Below are 17,382 nucleotides of genomic sequence, written 5' to 3'. Positions count from 1 at the left end.
AAGGATATCTTATTTAATATAAACAGTTTTTGTTATTGTAGCTCTTCCCCAATTAAAATTAGGTGGTACAGAATCCCACATGTTAAATCTATAATTATGAGAAGTACCAGATCGCAACTGCTCAATATATCCATTTAAAGTATATGTAAAGGTTCTATCAACTGTTGAAGCAGTAAGATTCTCTGTAAAAACGTTTGAAACAGTTACCATATTGGCAGTTTCTTCTTGATTATCACTATTATTCAATACGGAATATTTTCTTGATCCTGCAGGGGCTTCTGTACCATCTTTAAGGAATCTAATACCATAATAACCCACTGGTTCTGTAAATGAAGATATACCAATGGGCACTGAATAGTTTATAATTATTCTGGCTTCTACATTAGCTGGTATATTAACGGTTAAAGATAATCCTAAATCAATATTATCGATTATGGTTTGAGCACTAGTTGTTCTATTTATTGGGAGACTTGCTACTTGTGAGTCTACTTCCCATAGCACGAATGCTTGTGATTTTGAAATATTACCATCAGTATCTGCTGTTAAAACGCTTGTAGCTATATTATTTATAGGTAAAGTTCTAATTCGTAATTCTCCATTAATGTCTAAAGTTTTAGTAGGAGATGTAGTGTTAATTCCAATTTGGGAAAAACAAATATTACAAAAAAATAAAAACATCAATTTGCGTATCATAGTTTTGGGGTATAGTATTATGATTAAAAAAAAGTAATTTAATAACTACAAATTAACGTAAAGATGAGAGAATAATCTGTATTATTATATAACAATATATAAAAAAAAAAATGAATTAGTGATTTTTATTCGATTAAGTGTTCATTTTGTAATTATAACGAATCAGTAATTTTATTATATTGAAGAGTCTTGTAGGTTTATAATATAAATTCTTTTTTAAGAATTGTATTTGGATGGGGCATTAAAGCTTTTGACTATACTAACATTCTTTAAGTCTTGTTTTCATGATAAATTTTTTCTAATAGAGTAATATTTTCAGATGATCTTTTCTCCACTAATTATCTTAAATTCCATTTGCATATTTTTTCAAAGAATACTGTTCTCCATTCCCTAAGTTAGTATTAATATTGTTTAAAGACGTTACGTTTATTTAGATTATATCGACTATATTAAGATATATTTTTGTTTTAAAATACTATATCATTAACAAGCAGAATTTAGATGTTTTTATAAAAGAATAGTTTCAAATTAAAAGAAAACATAAAATAAAAAAAATCCCAAACTAAAAGTTCGGGATTTAATATTCTTTGGTGTTTTTTGTTTAATTAACCATCAGGATGCATAAACTTTTGCTTTGCTAATAGCTCCTCTTCTGTCTCTACAACATCTTCATCAGGCACACAACAATCTACAGGACATACTGCTGCACATTGTGGCTCATCATGAAACCCCTTACATTCTGTACATTTATCAGGTACAATATAGTAAAGCTCATCACTTACAGGCTCTTGTGCTTCATCAGCATCAACCTCTGTTCCATTAGTTAAAACAACTTTACCCTCTAAACTGGTTCCGTCTTTATAGCGCCAATCATCGGCACCTTCATATATTGCTGTATTTGGGCACTCTGGTTCGCAAGCACCGCAGTTTATACATTCGTCTGTTATAATAATTGCCATAGTGTTTTTTCTTTCTAACTTTGCAGTGCAAAAATAAAGCCAAAACCATTCATAACCAAATTAAAGGATGCAATTACAAGAAAGAATTAGTGCTTTTGTAAAACTAGGAGATTTTATCCGGCAATTTTCTGAAGAAACCATCCAAAAAGATGATAATATTGCGCATAATGCTATTTTTTTTGATGGTTTTAAACATCAACTAAAATTAGCACAAGAACATAACGGGTGGTTTACCGCAGAAAATATTCAATTTGCGCTCAACTCGTGGGCCAATGCCTTAACGTTTTCCAACATTTCTAAATGGTTAGCGCCTTATGATATAAAGGAAACAACACCTAAAACTATAGCTGTAATTATGGCGGGAAATATTCCGCTTGTTGGGTTTCACGATTTTTTGTCGGTACTTATTTCTGGACATCATGTATTAATAAAACAATCTTCTAATGACAAACAGTTATTACCCTATTTATCTAAATATCTAGAACACGTTGCACCACAATTTAAAGGGTGTATAAAATTTACCGAGGAGAAATTAGAAAATTTTGATGCAGTAATAGCCACCGGAAGTGATAATACCGCACGTTATTTTGAGTATTATTTTAAAGGCAAACCATCAATTATAAGACATAACAGAAATTCTGTTGCTGTATTAACGGGTAAAGAATCTACTAAAGACTTACAACATCTTTCTGAAGATATTTTTAGATATTACGGTTTAGGATGCAGAAATGTTTCGAAATTATTTGTACCAAAAAACTATGATTTTACAGCATTTTTTGAAGCCATATACCATTGGCACCCCATAATTAATAAAGCAAAATATGCCAATAATTACGACTATAATAAAGCAGTGTATTTAATGAGTGAATTTGATATGTTGGAGAATGGTTTTTTTATGATTAAGGAAGATAAAAGCTATAGTTCTCCTATTGCAACAGCATTTTATGAATATTATGATACGCTTGATAACCTTAAAAAGAAATTAGAGGCTGAATCTCATCAAATTCAATGTATTGTTTCAAAAGGTGTTGTAGAAAATGAAATAGTGTTTGGGCAAACTCAAAAACCTGAACTTTGGGATTATGCGGATAGTGTAGATTCTATTAAATTTTTATTATCAATTTGACGAAAAAATTATTGAATTTTTAATAAAAAATACTTAATTAATTATCAACTTTGCATCTTTAAATTTCACTAGAAAAAAAGATGAAAAAACATAATTTTAGCGCAGGACCAAGTATTTTACCACCAGAAGTATTATTAAAAGCGTCTCAGGGCGTTGTTGATTTAGATGGCAGTGGCTTATCTGTTTTAGAAATATCACATAGAAGTAAAGCCTTTGTTGATATTATGGAAAATGCAAGAGCATTAGCCTTAGAGCTACTTGGTTTAGAAGGTAAAGGTTACAAAGCTCTTTTTTTACAAGGTGGTGCTAGCACACAGTTTTTAATGGTAGCTCTTAACTTATTAGAAAAAAGAGCAGGATATTTAAACACAGGGTCTTGGTCTGCAAAAGCAATTAAAGAAGCTAAAATTTATGACGATGTTTACGAAGTAGGCTCCTCACAAAGTGCTAATTACAACTATATCCCAAAAGGTTTTGAAATACCAGAAAATTACGATTATTTTCACTGTACCTCAAACAATACAATTTACGGTACACAAATGAAAAAATTCCCTAACTCTCCTATTCCAATGATTTGTGATATGAGTAGTGATATCTTTTCTCGCGTAATAGATTTTTCAAAATTCGGAATTATATATGCTGGTGCTCAAAAAAATATGGGGCCAGCAGGTACAACTTTAGTTGTGGTTAAAGAAGACATTTTAGGTAAAGTATCTCGAAAAATTCCTTCTATGATGGATTATAAAATTCATATAGACAAAGGTAGTATGTTTAATACGCCTCCTGTTTTCGCAGTTTATACATCTATGCTAACTTTAGAGTGGCTAAAGGCTCAAGGTGGTGTAGCTGCTATTGAAAAAGAAAACGAAAAAAAGGCACGCTTAATGTATTCTGAAATTGATTTAAACCCACTTTTTAAAGGGTTTGCTGCTAAAGAAGATCGTTCTCAAATGAATGCTACATTCACTTTAGAAAACGAAAATTTAAAAGAAACCTTTGAAACTATGCTTAAAGAAGCTGGTATTAGTGCTGTAAACGGACACAGAAGTGTTGGCGGATACAGAGCATCTATGTACAATGCTTTGCCTATAGATAGCGTAAAAGCATTAGTAGAGGTTATGAGTGAACTAGAGAGTAAAGCGTAATTAAATTTTCTTTTTCATTTCCGCGAAGTTGGAAATCTCAAGAAACTAACCAAATAATTAACAAAAAGATTTCCACCTTCGTGGAAATAAAAAAAATAGAATTTGAATGAACATATTAGCAAACGACGGTATTTCACAAAGTGGAATTGATGCTTTAGAAAAAGCTGGTTACAACGTAAGTACAACTACCGTAGCTCAAGAGCAGTTAATTAATTATATCAACGAAAAAGATATTTCTGTACTTTTAGTACGAAGTGCAACCACTGTTCGCAAAGATTTAATTGATGCTTGCCCAGGACTTAAAATTATAGGTCGTGGTGGTGTAGGAATGGATAATATAGATGTAGAGTATGCTAGAGAAAAAGGATTACATGTTATTAACACGCCAGCTGCTTCATCACATTCTGTGGCAGAATTAGTGTTTGGTCATTTATATGGTTTAGCGCGTTTTATACATAACTCTAATAGAGAAATGCCGCTTGAAGGCGATAGCAACTTTAAAGGATTAAAGAAAGCCTATGCTAAAGGCACAGAATTAAAGGGTAAAACACTTGGAGTTTTAGGTTTTGGACGTATCGGTCAAGCAACTGCTAAAGTAGCTCTTGGCGCTGGCATGAAAGTCATTGCTTTTGATCCTTTCTTAGAAAAGGCAAATTTAGAATTAGATTTTTTTGATGGGCAAAAAGTAAACTTCAATATAGAAACTATTTCTAAAGAAGAGGTTTTAAAACAATCAGATTTTATAACACTTCATGTTCCTGCTCAAAAAGATTACGTAATTGATGAAGCAGAATTTAATATCATGAAAGATGGTGTAATTTTAGCCAATGCTGCGCGTGGTGGAGTGGTTAACGAAGTTGCATTAGTAAAAGCTATTGAAAGCGGTAAAGTATCTAGAGCGGCTCTTGATGTGTTTGAAAAAGAACCAAAACCAGAAATTCAATTATTAATGAATTCTGCATTATCATTAACACCGCATACAGGTGCTGCTACAAATGAAGCACAAGATAGAATTGGTACAGAACTAGCGTCACAAATTGTAAGTATCCTAGGCTAGGGTATTTAAAATGTGACCTATTTATGATATTTGAGTCCTAACTGTAGAAGTTGGGACTTTTTTTGTACATTGAAAATCCAATTTTATTTATTAATTAAAAAACAATATAAAAATGTCTGGAATTTTAGATTTATTAAACAGCGACCTTGGAAAAACAATTATAAGTGGTGTTTCAGGATCCACAGGAACCGATCAAAATAAAACAAGTAGTGTATTAACTATGGCACTACCTGTATTAATGAAAGCTATGCAACGTAATGCTGCAGCTTCACCACAAGGTGCTGAAGGATTAATGAATGCCTTAAACAACAAACACGATGGTAGTATCCTTGACAACCTTGGTGGTTTATTTGGTGGTGGTGTTGATGAAAATGTAAAGAATGATGGTGATAAAATTTTAGGACACGTTTTAGGACAAAAAAGACAAGGTGTAGAGCAGGTTCTTGGACAAAAATCTGGACTTGATGCAGGTTCTGTTGGTAATATTTTAAAAGTAGCTGCTCCAATATTAATGGGTGTACTAGGAAAACAAACTAGACAAAACAACGTAAGTTCTTCTAACGGTATAGGAGATTTACTTGGAGGATTACTTGGTGGTAATTCTGCAAAACAAGAACAAAGCTTTTTAGAATCTATACTTGATGCAGATGGTGACGGTAGTATTGTTGATGATGTAGCTGGTATGGTTTTAGGAGGTAGCAAAAGTAAGGGTGGCCTTGGTGGTTTATTAGGTGGCTTGTTTGGAGGTAAATAATCTCAAATCAACATAATTTAATAGAGCCAACTTTATGAGTTGGCTTTTTTTTTACCTTGTTATTATGTTTTTAGGTATAATTTTTGAGTTATTGAAAGTAAAAATATTTTAAAGAGAAACTAATGCTTAAAACAACTTTTATAATACTAGTGCTAACTTTAGTTTCTTTTTTTCCTTTATCATATAATCAACTTAATAATAAACTTATTGGATGTTGGAGATACAATAAAACCATGGATATATTTACTAAGGTTAATAAACTAAACACACAAGATTTTGGATATGAATTTTATAGCAATGGTATTATATTAAATACAATGAAATAGCTAATAGATGTGGAAACACTTCATATCGTAAAAAACAAAATCAAAAAACATTCTGGACTATATCTTCAGATTCAATTCTAACTTTCGCGTCATGTAATAATCATGATAAAAAACGCTATTTGATAACAAAATTGACAAATGGCTTTTTAAAAATAAAAGAAATAAAAATTGATTAATTTAGACAACGTAGTTTACTCATTAAAAGCGTGTGTTAACTCATTATAATTTTTAAGAGTGTTAGCTTAAATATACTTTTGAATTATAAAATAAAATAATAATGAAAAATACACTTTACATAGTACTTATTTGTAGTTTTATTCTAGCCTGTAACACCTCAAAAACTGTTAATACCAAAAACAATAAAGCACATCAAGAAACAAATCTTGCAGCAAATGACACTGTTAAAATAACTAGTGATAAAACGGAATATGAAATTATAATTATTGAACCAGGGTTTAACTTTTGGGTTAATGCATCAGCGCGTCCACGTAATTTTTATTCTCAACAATTTTTAGAAAATAGAAATAATTTTTATGTTATAGAATGGAATCAACGTGTTTTACAACCTCAACAATTTGATCCTAGTCTATACGAATTACAAATTAATTACCAATATGGTACAGACTACGGTTATGAAGTAAATTATCTACTTTATAATTACTTTATTTATTTTCAACTCACATATAACCAAAGATTAGGGCCATTTGTACCTAGAATTTGATATTATTTTAATATTTTTGCTCGCAAATTGCATGAGTGAAAAAGTTAAAAGAACGTTGGGGTATAGAATCCAATTTGCAAATCATTTTAATATTGATGGTTTTTGCAATTACAGGTTCTACAGCGTCTTACATTGGAAAACCAATACTTTCTTACTTTAATATTACACCTGAAACGTTTACCACAGTTGGATACTGGATAGTTAGAATTATTATCCTTTTTATAATGTACCAGTTTCTATTAGTGTTTTTTGGTTGGGCATTAGGGCAATTTAAATTCTTTTGGCAATTTGAAAAGAAGATGCTTGTAAGATTAGGTTTTAAAAGGTTCGCAGATTAAATATATTGAATATACCTCAAAAAAATATAGGCTTAAGAATACTATCTGCACTAATTGTAGTGACTCTACTAATGCCTATTGGTATTAAAATTGCTCATATATTTGAGCATGAAGATCATCCCCTATGTTCAAATCATGATACAGCTAATTTTCACGAATGTGAAACAGATTGTGTACTCTTAAAATACAACCTACAAAAACACGATTTTAAATCTGAAAATTGTAAATTTACTACACTTACAATTAATAATTTTGATATTGCGTCATTAACATATAGTTTTTTTTATGACTATAAAGCATTATCATTCTCTTTACGAGGCCCGCCTGCGCTAGTTTAAATTTTATTTAAACTAGAAAAATAATACAAAACATAACATAATGAAACACAATTTATTGATTGTGGTACTGTGCTTTATTGGTACAATCCACTCTCAAAATTGTAACCATACTTTTATTGGTGAAGTACTAGATTTTCACGATAGTACACCAATGTCTGGAGCTACAGTTCGTATAGAATCCTTAAACAGTTACACTACAGCAGATATTAATGGTAAATTTTCTATTAAAAATCTGTGTAATGGCAAGCTCATTTTAGTGATATCTCACGTTGGTTGCGAAACTAAACGCATTACTATTGTTATTGATGGTGATACATACAAGAAGATTAGTATGGAACATCATATAGAGGAGCTGCTTGAAGTAAAGCTTTCTGGAAATACCTTTAAGAAAACTACTAAAACGAAACAAGAGTCTGTTATTAGTCATAAAACCATTGAACGGTTTAGTAACTTAAATTTAGGAGATGCTTTAAAAGAAGTAGCTGGCGTATCTTCTATTAACACAGGAAACTCTATTGTAAAACCTGTAATTAATGGTATGCACAGTAGTAGGATTTTAATTTTGAGTAATAATGTAAGATTACAAGACCAAGAATGGGGTATTGAGCATGCACCAAGTATTGACATAAATTCAGCAGATCAAATTTCGGTAATCAAAGGTGCTGGTGCACTTGCTTATGGTGGCGATGCCGTAGGTGGTGTTATTGTTATAAAACCCTCTAGACCCATATTAAAAGACACGTTGTATGGTAAAACTATTCTTGGAGGTCAAACTAACGGCAAAGGATTTAATGTAAATACACAACTTAATAAAAATTATGAATCTGGGTGGTTTGCACAGTTACAAGCATCTTATAAGAAAAATGGTGATTTTAACGCACCAAATTATAACTTAAGCAATACAGGTTTAGAAGCTACAGGAATATCTGCCTTATTTGGTAAAAAGAAATTAGAATCTGGTTTCGAATTTTATTACAGCTATTTAGATAACGAAGTAGGTATTTTACGTACATCACATATTGGTAGTATTTTTGATTTAGCACGCTCTATAAATTCTAGACAGCCTATTTTTATAGAAGATTTTACTTATGATATTAATCCTCCAAAACAAGATATTACGCATCACTTAGCAAAAGCAAGTTATTACAAGCGTTTTTCAAACTTTGGAAAAATAACGGTACAATATGACTATCAAAATAATAAAAGACTAGAATTTGATAGAAGACGAGGCGAACTTAGAAATAGAGCTGCGGTAAACTTAGAACTAAAAACGCATACGCTTTTAGCAGATGTTGATTTAGATGCTAACCTAAATCGAAAAATAAATTTTGGCTTATTAGGACGTTACCAAAATAATTTTGCTAATCCTGCTACAGGTATAAGGCGTTTAATTCCTGATTATGATAAATATGATTTTGGCATTTATACAACTACCGAGTGGAAAATTAATGATGATTTGGTTATTGATGCAGGTATTAGGTATGATTTTAATAGAATAGATACTCAAAAGTTTTATCTGGTCTCACGATGGGTAGAGAGAAACTATAGCGATACCTTTAATGATATTATAACAGGCTCTGTATTTGGTAATGATATAGAGTTTGGAGTTATTGATTTTAGTGCAAATCAGTTTTTAACAAACCCTATATTTAACTATCATAATATATCTGCATCGGCAGGGTTAACATATAATTTAAATAATGAAAGCTCTATATTAACCAACTATGCACTAACTAGTAGACCTCCAAATGCCTCAGAGTTATTTAGCGACGGTTTGCATCATTCTGCAGCAAGATTTGAAATTGGAGATATCCGGTTTGATAAAGAAATATCAAATAGAGTTTCAGCATCTTATAACTATAACACCTCAAAATTAAATTTCACAACTGAAGTTTTTTATAATAACATTAAAAATTATATTTATTTAAGACCTTTTAATTTTTTGAGAACATCGAGAGGGCCATTTCCTATATGGGAATACCAACAAACCAATGCGCAATTTTTTGGTATTGATGTTACTACAAATTTTGATATTTCTAATACTATAGAATTACAAAATAAAACAGCTTTTATAAAAGGTTATGATGTTACTGCAAATATGCCTTTAATAGACATACCAGCTTTTAATACAATTAATAAAATTACATTTAAAAAAGAGGCATGGTACAATTTCTCAGCCAATTTACAGTCTGAATGGTCTTTTGAGCAAAACGAATTTCCAGATTTTAATTTTGAAGTGGAAGATGCACTAAATGACGAACGTATTCTGCTAGATATTAGCACACCACCGCCCGCTTATCATCTTTTGCATTTTTATACTGAAGCTACATTTCCATTAAGTTACAAAACTAAATTAAACATTGGATTTGGAATACATAATATTTTTGACACCTCTTACAGAAACTATTTAAACCGTCTACGCTTTTTTGCAGATGAAGTAGGAAGAAATATAACATTACAAATAAAACTTAATTATTAACATAAATAAATTCTAACATCTTTAAATTTTAAAACAATGAAATTCAATTTTTTAAATTCAAATCTTATGAAAACTAGTAAATTTTTTATCGGAGCTATATTCTGTTTAACACTTGTTACATCTTGTTCTGACGATGATGACACACCAGCACCAGTTATAGAAGAAGAGCAAATTACAAATGTAAGTTTAACCTTTACTAATGATGCTGATCCTTCGGATGTTGTAATTATGGCTGATGTTGCACCTGATGGTCAAAATGGAGCATCAACAAGCTCTGTTTCTGGAAGCTTTACTTCTGGAGCAACCTACTCTTTATCGCTTTCGTTACTTAATGCTGAAGAAGATCCTAATGATCCTGAAGATGTACTAAATGACGATATTATACCTGAAGCAGATGAGCACTTTTTTGTATATGCTGTAAGTGGTTTAGACTTAACCATGACTAGAGATAGTGATGATATTGAAGGTCCTGATGGAAGTAGTTTAGGTGTAAATACGACATGGGTTGCTGGTGCAGCTGGTAGTGGTAATCTTCAAATAGTATTAATTCATGAACCAACATCTGTTGATGTTTCTGATGAATTTGGTGCAGCTACTGGAGGATCAGAAGATATTAACCTCACTTTCCAGAATGTTGAAATTCAATAACAACGCAATGAAATACATTAAGGATAAGCGATTACCTTAAATAAAAATCCCTTTCAAAATTTGAAAGGGATTTTTTTTATTGCTTTATTCTGCGTCAACTTCAACAGTTACAGGTTTTTCTTCCTTTTGAAAAACATAAGTTAAAAACCACATTATTGTAAACGTAGGTATAATATCAAAACCTGGAATAATTTCTTCTATAAAAGATACAAAACCAGCTATTTTCCCTCTATTGCCTTTGTACATCTTACTCATAAAATATGCCGATGCAGGTGCCCAAATGATATCTATAAACGTTATCATACCAATAGCATCAAGTAAAATACTTAAGGCCAATTTTTTATATTTATTTAAATGTTCTAATTCCATAATTATTATTTTGTTATATATAAAGCAATAAACATACCAAACTTCTCCCCTCTAAATTGCATAAAGTATTTTAGCTTTTATGTCATAAAAATAGGTTTAAAAACTCTAAGGTAAAGCCTTATAATTTTCATACTCAAAACATATAAATATATTATCGTATTTAAAACACTAGTTTAAATCATAAAATTGCACACAAATAAATTAGTTAATAATATACTTAATATAGATATTGCCATAACAATACGTAAAATAGATATACAATTAACACCCATTTAATTAATTACATGACCGAGATTGATTTTGCGCTACAACAAGAAAATGATACCGACATAATAGAATTAGTTGGTATTGTACTTTGGAATAAAGCTAACAATACAGGCCATTTTACTAAATTATCGGAAGCCGAAAAAACTTTTGTATATATTGATATTTTTGAAAGCGAAATAAATAATAATGGGTTATTTGGTTTTTTCTATAACACATCGGGCGAGTATGCACATGAGGTTTTACAGGCTTTTACAAATATTAATGCAAGCGAGTCTGCTAACATCGTCGCTAATGCCATTCGAGTATTTAAAAACTTACCAATACCCAAAAATATTTTTGAAAGAAGACTAGAAGTAAAACAATTACATAAAGACGATTTAAAGGTATGGTCTCAACTTGAATTTAAACTTATAGAAAGTAAAGAAAACATTATTAAACTATTAATTGATTATATTGCAAGCCGAAAAACAGATTTTGAGTACTGATATATTTCTGCATAATATTATCTGTTTCGTTTTAAAAAATGTCCAAACTTCCTAAAGCTTACACATTCATTGATCTTTCTGATTATGGAAGACCAATAGCAAAAATTATTTCTAAATCACTTAAAAACACAAGTTTTACTGCCATACATGTTACTGTAGGTTTCGTAATTTCTGGTTTATTAGCTATAGTTTGTATTATTAAGGGCTATTACCTTTACGCGGCTTTCTTCATAATTTTAAAATCTATTTTAGATGCAGCCGACGGCGAATTGGCAAGATTAAAAAACACACCTTCATATACAGGCAGATATTTAGATTCTGTATCTGATATTATTTTAAATGCCTTGTTTTTATTAACGATATGGCACATTACAAACACTAATATTTGGTATACCATTATTGCATTTTTAGGGCTACAGTTACAAGGTACTTTATATAATTATTACTATGTTATTTTAAGAAACAAATATAATGGTGATACAACTAGCCGTATTTTTGAAAACAAAACACCCGTAGCGTTACCAGGAGAAAAACAAACCGATGTAAATATTTTGTTTAAACTCTATAAAATACTTTATGGTGGTTTTGATAAAGCAATTTATTTACTAGACAAAAATGCATCTACAGGAAAAACACTTCCCAATTGGTTAATGACAGTACTTTCAATATTTGGACTAGGATTTCAGTTACTCATAATTGCATTTTTATTGGTCATAGGCTTAAAGGCTTATATTATCCCCTACTTCATATGTACAACGATTTTTATTTTTGGGTTTGTAGCCATAAGAAAATCACTATAAATCCTCATAATTAGGCAACTGTAGGGCTTAAAAACACACCTAAACTTATTTTCCTATTAGCTTTAAAAACTCATTACGTGTTTCTATTTTTTCAAATTGCCCTCTAAATCCTGATGTTGTTGTTATAGAGTTTTGTTTTTGTACACCACGCATCATCATACACATATGCGATGCTTCTATAACCACCGCAACACCTTGAGGTTTTAGTGTATCATTAATACAATCTAAAATTTGTTCTGTTAAACGTTCCTGCACTTGTAAGCGTCTTGCAAACACATCAACTATACGTGGTAACTTACTTAAACCAACAATATAGCCGTTTGGTATGTAAGCTATGTGTACTTTTCCAAAAAATGGTAAAATATGGTGTTCGCATAACGAATAAAGCTCAATATCTTTTACAATCACCATTTCTTGATAAGACTCTTTAAACATGGCACCCGTTAAAATTTCAACAGGATCTTGGTCGTAACCTTGTGTCAAAAACTGCATTGCTTTTGCTGCACGCTCTGGTGTTTTAAGTAATCCTTCTCGTTTGGTGTCTTCACCTAAATCTTCAATAATACGTTTGTAGCGTTCCTTAACACCTTCAGTTACTTCAAGATTATATTCTTCTAAATTTTTATATGGCATTATTATAAATTTTCGCTTAGTATAAGTGGTTTATGCAATTTAGAGCATTAATGATTAAAATCATAAAAGAAATAAAACAAAATTGTGCAACACATTCTAAAATGGTAAATTCACACCTATTATTTTATAATTAAATGATTAAAGCAAAAAACATACATAAATATTACGATGATTTGCATGTATTAAAAGGTGTAAATATTGAAGTAAAAAAAAGCGAAATAGTATCTATAGTTGGTGCTTCTGGTGCTGGTAAAACAACATTATTACAAATTTTAGGCACCTTAGATAGAGCTTCTAAAACCGAAGATTTCAATCTGCAAATAAATGATATTGAAGTTAAGGGATTAAACGATAAAGCCCTCGCTAAATTTAGAAATGAGCATATTGGTTTTATTTTTCAGTTTCATCAATTATTACCAGAATTTACGGCTTTAGAAAATGTATGCTTACCAGCTTTTATAAAAGGCACATCAAAAATTGATACCGAAGTAAGAGCCAAAGAATTGTTAGATTTTTTAGGATTATCTCACCGTTACAACCATAAACCCAACGAATTATCTGGAGGAGAACAACAACGTGTAGCTGTAGCTAGGGCGCTAGTAAATAAACCTGATTTAATTTTTGCTGATGAACCTTCGGGGAATTTAGATAGCGAATCTGCCGAAAATCTTCATAATTTATTTTTTAAATTACGTGATGAATTTGGTCAAACCTTTGTTATAGTAACTCACAACGAAGAATTAGCAAATATGGCAGACAGGAAATTAGTGATGGTAGATGGCAATATTACAACCTAACACAAGACTTATAAAGCGCCAATAAACCTAAAATTGGCCCGATGGCTAACAGTATAAATAAACACCTTATTTCTAAAGTATGTTGAATACTATTTAGTAATTGAATACTAAATATAGTAGTAGCAAACCCAATAGAATTTACTATTGTTAATGCTGTTCCTTTTGTTGTATTGGGTACGTTTTGCGCCACTAATGTTGAAAATAGCGGAGAATCTGCAATAACCACCATACCCCAAAATACAAGAAAACTCAAAAAGACAAGTTCTGAGTTAATTACAAAAATTAAAGGCGATAACAAGCAACATAAGCATGATAATGTTAATGCCAGTGTCGCTACTTTTTTAGGCGTAAATTTTTGCGATAGATACCCAGATAACACACAACTTAACGCACCTGATGCAATGATGATAAAGCTATATAATGACACATTAAATTGTATACCGTCATGAAAATTTAAATACCCTTTTAAAATAACAGGTACAAAAGCCCAAAAAGCATACAACTCCCACATATGCCCAAAATAACCAAACGCTGCAGTTCTAAAATTCTTAATTTTAAATACGCTGTAGAAAACACTGATATCAAATTTTTCAAGTTTAGTTTTATAAGGTCCATCAGGAACAAAAATTACTATGGCTCCTCCACCAATTATCGCAATACAAGATGTAATATATACTACTACTTCCCAAGATATACTTTGGTTAAACACTTTTAAAATATGTGGAAAAGCAGTGCCCAAAACTAAAGCACCTACTAAAAAGCCGAGTGACTTGCCTAGTCCTGCTTTAAAATAATCTGATGCAATTTTCATTCCCACGGGATAAATACCTGCTAAAAAAAAACCAGTACCTAAGCGGATAAAAAACAAACTTTGTAAGGTGTTAATCTCAATAATAGTTAGAAGGTTTAACGATGCCGCTATTAAAGCACAAACAAAAAATACTTTTGATGGTGAAAACCTATCAGCAATAGTTAAAATAGCAAATATAAATGTACCGATGATAAATCCAAATTGAACAGCAGATGTAAGGTGCGCTAAAGCTGAAGACTCTAAATTGAATACTAGAATTAAATCTGTTATAATAGCATTGCCTGCAAACCATAATGATGTACAGCAAAATTGTGCAAAAACGATAATAGGTAAAATATGGTTTCTAACTTTCATATATCACATTTTTAAAGGTATCATAGTTATTAAAACGTTAAGTCCCCTTTTTGTTTAGCTAATTACAAGTATTTTTGCATGATTACGAAATTAATATGAAAAAACTACTAAAGGCTGAATTAAAAGATTTTTTAGACACCAAAGCAACAGAATACAATAACCCTAAATTTATTGAAAGTGATCCTATACAAATCCCGCATAATTTTTCTAAAAAAGAAGATATAGAAATTAGTGGGTTTTTAACGGCAACAATAGCTTGGGGTAACCGTAAAAGTATTATCAATAATGCTAAACGATTGATGGAATGGCTAGATAATGCTCCTTATGATTTTGTAATAAACCACACTAATGCAGATTTAGATAAGCTACAACACTTTGTACACCGAACATTTAATGGTGATGATTGTATGCAATTTATCAAATCACTACAACACATCTACATAAATCACAAGGGTTTAGAAACTCTATTTGCAGAACATGCAGAAACAAATTCTTTACAACACGCTATCTCTAAATTTAAAACTACCTTTTTTGAAATAGACCATTTAAAACGCACTGAAAAACACGTAAGTGATCCTTTAAAAAATTCTGCTGCAAAACGTATTAATATGTTTTTACGTTGGATGGTAAGAAACGATAACGCAGGTGTAGATTTTGGTATTTGGCAACAGCTCTCTCCAAGTCAATTATCTTGTCCCTTAGATGTACATTCTGGAAACGTTGCAAGAGCTTTAGGTTTATTAAAGCGAAAGCAAAATGATGGTAAAGCCTTAGCCGAACTCGACAAAAGTCTTAGGAAATTAAACACAAAAGACCCTGTTAAGTATGATTTTGCATTATTTGGCTTAGGTGTTTTTGAAGATTTTGGATAATCTTAACATCATAAGCTTAAAAAAATTATGATTTTTGCTGAATGATTAGTCCTGAATTTCCCGATAATGAATTAGATAGGTTAAATGCTGTAAAAAACTATGGCTTATTAGATACCTTACCAGAATCAGAACTTGATGACATTACACAACTAATAGCCCATATTTGCGAAGTCCCAATTTCGTTAATAACGATATTTAGACACTGAGAAAAATCTTTTAAAATCGCGCTATGGTTTAGATATTCATGAGTCGCCTCGTTCAATTTCATTTTGTGGTCATGCAATACTAAGCGATGAAGATATTTTTATAATTGAAGATGCTAGAAAAAGTGAAATTTTTCATGATAATCCTTTAGTAAAAGAATTTAAAGCAATCTTTTATGCTGGTGTTCCAATACGAGACTGTAAAGGCCACGCTTTAGGCACACTTTGCGTGTATGATCATAAACCTAGAGTACTCAATAAACACCAAATAAATAGCTTAAAAATAATTTCTAAACAAGTAATGAACTTATTTGATCTTAGAAAAAACAATAAAAAATTAGCATCTGCAACCAAACATCTTGAAACACAAAATAAATTTTTAGAGAAATTTTCTGGTCAAGTCTCTCATGATTTAAAATCGCCGTTAGCTAACATAAGTAGTTTAACCGATTTTTTAAAGTATGAAAATGAAGATAAATTAACAGAAGATTCTAAAGAATATTTAGACTTAATAAACGAATCTGCAACATCATTGAGACAATATATAGATGGCGCATTAAAGCATTACAAAGCTAGTAATTCAGTAGAAAATGTTAGTGAAGATGTTTCGTTAAAATCTATATATAATCATATTACAAGCATTCAAAATTTAAAAAAAAGGAATTTTGTTTTAGTTACTAACGCTAAATTGAAACAAGTAAAAAAATCAGCACTTACCCAAATTCTACATAATTTGGTGGACAACGCTTTTAAGTATAATAATAATAGAAACCCTAAAGTAGTATTAGATTTTGAAGAAACCACATCTCATTATCACTTTTCAGTAAACGATAATGGAATGGGTATTAAAGAAGAGGATATAAAAAAGATATTTGGTTTATTCAGCGTTTCTAATTTAAAAGATGTTTTTGGTAATAATGCCTCTGGTATTGGTCTTTTTACAGTAAAATCTATGGTAAAAGCATTAGGTGGCGATATTACATTAACTTCTCAAGTTAACGTAGGCAGTACTTTTAAGTTTTATATTAAAAAATAATTCCTAGTATTAAAAAAATAAATTTTACAAAGCTGAATTAGTACTTTTATAGATTTTCAAAAAAAATTAAAACCATCTGAACTTATAACAAAAAATAACCCAAAATCATCACATATAGTATTGGCAAATAAACCCCTAAACTATAGCGCAACAAAACCTACATGACTAAAA

At 30.7% G+C, this 17,382-nt stretch carries 20 protein-coding genes and 1 pseudogene; 16 read left to right on the top strand and 5 right to left on the bottom strand.

What is annotated here, in order from left to right; all coding sequences use genetic code 11:
* Window positions 1-9 precede the first annotated feature (9 nt).
* Together ACKGJY_RS08970 and ACKGJY_RS08965 are read right to left on the bottom strand one after the other, a co-directional pair.
* Window positions 10-693, bottom strand: a complete 684-nt coding sequence (locus ACKGJY_RS08970; RefSeq protein ID WP_413973540.1) for a hypothetical protein — start codon at window positions 691-693, stop codon at window positions 10-12.
* Window positions 694-1,298: 605 nt separating this feature from the next.
* Window positions 1,299-1,652 carry a 4Fe-4S dicluster domain-containing protein gene (locus ACKGJY_RS08965; protein ID WP_413973539.1) on the bottom strand — a complete coding sequence of 118 codons (354 nt, stop codon included), beginning with the start codon at window positions 1,650-1,652 and terminating at the stop codon, window positions 1,299-1,301.
* 67 nt (window positions 1,653-1,719) lie between these two features.
* Here ACKGJY_RS08965 and ACKGJY_RS08960 point away from each other — a divergent pair, with 67 nt between their 5' ends.
* The 9 genes from ACKGJY_RS08960 (at window position 1,720) to ACKGJY_RS08920 (ending at window position 10,584) form a co-directional block, all read left to right on the top strand.
* Entirely contained in the window at window positions 1,720-2,778 is a 1,059-nt protein-coding gene (locus ACKGJY_RS08960; RefSeq protein WP_413973538.1) for an acyl-CoA reductase, read from the top strand.
* A gap of 80 nt (window positions 2,779-2,858) precedes the next feature.
* Window positions 2,859-3,923: a 3-phosphoserine/phosphohydroxythreonine transaminase gene (serC, locus tag ACKGJY_RS08955; RefSeq protein ID WP_413973537.1), complete on the top strand. Its 1,065-nt coding sequence runs from the start codon at window positions 2,859-2,861 to the stop codon at window positions 3,921-3,923.
* Between the two features lie 106 nt (window positions 3,924-4,029).
* On the top strand, window positions 4,030-4,980 hold the full coding sequence (locus tag ACKGJY_RS08950; protein ID WP_413973536.1) for a D-2-hydroxyacid dehydrogenase: 951 nt from the start codon (window positions 4,030-4,032) through the stop codon (window positions 4,978-4,980).
* A gap of 112 nt (window positions 4,981-5,092) precedes the next feature.
* Window positions 5,093-5,734 carry a DUF937 domain-containing protein gene (locus ACKGJY_RS08945; RefSeq protein ID WP_413973535.1) on the top strand — a complete coding sequence of 214 codons (642 nt, stop codon included), beginning with the start codon at window positions 5,093-5,095 and terminating at the stop codon, window positions 5,732-5,734.
* 603 nt (window positions 5,735-6,337) lie between these two features.
* Window positions 6,338-6,781 carry a DUF6146 family protein gene (locus tag ACKGJY_RS08940; RefSeq protein ID WP_413973534.1) on the top strand — a complete coding sequence of 148 codons (444 nt, stop codon included), beginning with the start codon at window positions 6,338-6,340 and terminating at the stop codon, window positions 6,779-6,781.
* A 35-nt stretch (window positions 6,782-6,816) separates the two neighbouring features.
* Window positions 6,817-7,119 (top strand): DUF6787 family protein, encoded by a 303-nt coding sequence (locus ACKGJY_RS08935; RefSeq protein WP_413973533.1) that lies wholly within the window; start codon window positions 6,817-6,819, stop codon window positions 7,117-7,119.
* A 5-nt stretch (window positions 7,120-7,124) separates the two neighbouring features.
* Window positions 7,125-7,457: a hypothetical protein gene (locus ACKGJY_RS08930; protein ID WP_413973532.1), complete on the top strand. Its 333-nt coding sequence runs from the start codon at window positions 7,125-7,127 to the stop codon at window positions 7,455-7,457.
* A 40-nt stretch (window positions 7,458-7,497) separates the two neighbouring features.
* A complete protein-coding gene (locus tag ACKGJY_RS08925; RefSeq protein WP_413973531.1) occupies window positions 7,498-9,936 on the top strand; it encodes a TonB-dependent receptor in 2,439 nt (812 codons plus the stop codon).
* 66 nt (window positions 9,937-10,002) lie between these two features.
* Window positions 10,003-10,584, top strand: a complete 582-nt coding sequence (locus tag ACKGJY_RS08920) for a hypothetical protein (RefSeq protein WP_413973530.1) — start codon at window positions 10,003-10,005, stop codon at window positions 10,582-10,584.
* A gap of 84 nt (window positions 10,585-10,668) precedes the next feature.
* On the opposite strand, the gene ACKGJY_RS08915 is transcribed toward ACKGJY_RS08920, so the two are convergent.
* Window positions 10,669-10,953, bottom strand: coding sequence for a hypothetical protein (locus tag ACKGJY_RS08915; protein ID WP_413973529.1), 285 nt, complete (start codon window positions 10,951-10,953; stop codon window positions 10,669-10,671).
* Window positions 10,954-11,237: 284 nt separating this feature from the next.
* Here ACKGJY_RS08915 and ACKGJY_RS08910 point away from each other — a divergent pair, with 284 nt between their 5' ends.
* Both ACKGJY_RS08910 and ACKGJY_RS08905 read left to right on the top strand, forming a co-directional pair.
* Window positions 11,238-11,705 (top strand): DUF4375 domain-containing protein, encoded by a 468-nt coding sequence (locus ACKGJY_RS08910; protein ID WP_413973528.1) that lies wholly within the window; start codon window positions 11,238-11,240, stop codon window positions 11,703-11,705.
* A gap of 38 nt (window positions 11,706-11,743) precedes the next feature.
* A complete protein-coding gene (locus tag ACKGJY_RS08905; protein WP_413973527.1) occupies window positions 11,744-12,505 on the top strand; it encodes a CDP-alcohol phosphatidyltransferase family protein in 762 nt (253 codons plus the stop codon).
* A gap of 45 nt (window positions 12,506-12,550) precedes the next feature.
* Here the strand turns inward: ACKGJY_RS08905 and folE are convergent, their stop codons facing one another.
* Window positions 12,551-13,138, bottom strand: a complete 588-nt coding sequence (gene folE, locus ACKGJY_RS08900; protein WP_413973526.1) for a GTP cyclohydrolase I FolE — start codon at window positions 13,136-13,138, stop codon at window positions 12,551-12,553.
* 134 nt (window positions 13,139-13,272) lie between these two features.
* Between folE and ACKGJY_RS08895 the strand changes: the two genes are divergently transcribed.
* Window positions 13,273-13,935, top strand: a complete 663-nt coding sequence (locus ACKGJY_RS08895) for an ABC transporter ATP-binding protein (RefSeq protein ID WP_413973525.1) — start codon at window positions 13,273-13,275, stop codon at window positions 13,933-13,935.
* On the opposite strand, the gene ACKGJY_RS08890 is transcribed toward ACKGJY_RS08895, so the two are convergent.
* Complete coding sequence (locus ACKGJY_RS08890; RefSeq protein WP_413973524.1) at window positions 13,925-15,100, bottom strand: MFS transporter; 1,176 nt, start codon at window positions 15,098-15,100, stop codon at window positions 13,925-13,927. The genes ACKGJY_RS08895 and ACKGJY_RS08890 overlap by 11 nt on opposite strands.
* Before the next feature lie 95 nt (window positions 15,101-15,195).
* On the opposite strand from ACKGJY_RS08890, the gene ACKGJY_RS08885 reads away from it, so the two are divergent.
* The 4 genes and pseudogenes from ACKGJY_RS08885 to ACKGJY_RS08870 all read left to right on the top strand — a co-directional run bounded on the left by ACKGJY_RS08885 (window position 15,196) and on the right by ACKGJY_RS08870 (window position 17,211).
* Window positions 15,196-15,972 (top strand): TIGR02757 family protein, encoded by a 777-nt coding sequence (locus ACKGJY_RS08885; RefSeq protein WP_413973523.1) that lies wholly within the window; start codon window positions 15,196-15,198, stop codon window positions 15,970-15,972.
* 41 nt (window positions 15,973-16,013) lie between these two features.
* Entirely contained in the window at window positions 16,014-16,178 is a 165-nt protein-coding gene (locus ACKGJY_RS08880; protein ID WP_413973522.1) for a hypothetical protein, read from the top strand.
* Between the two features lie 34 nt (window positions 16,179-16,212).
* Window positions 16,213-16,467: pseudogene (locus tag ACKGJY_RS08875) on the top strand (GAF domain-containing protein); the annotation flags it as partial.
* 9 nt (window positions 16,468-16,476) lie between these two features.
* The gene (locus ACKGJY_RS08870) at window positions 16,477-17,211 is read left to right on the top strand and encodes a sensor histidine kinase (RefSeq protein WP_413973521.1); all 735 of its coding nucleotides are present in this window, start codon (window positions 16,477-16,479) and stop codon (window positions 17,209-17,211) included.
* Window positions 17,212-17,382 lie beyond the last annotated feature (171 nt).

Origin of the sequence: Hyunsoonleella sp. 2307UL5-6 (genome assembly GCF_047345485.1) — a bacterium.
Lineage (GTDB): Bacteria > Bacteroidota > Bacteroidia > Flavobacteriales > Flavobacteriaceae > Jejuia.
This window is presented reverse-complemented; position numbering and strand designations above follow the sequence as displayed.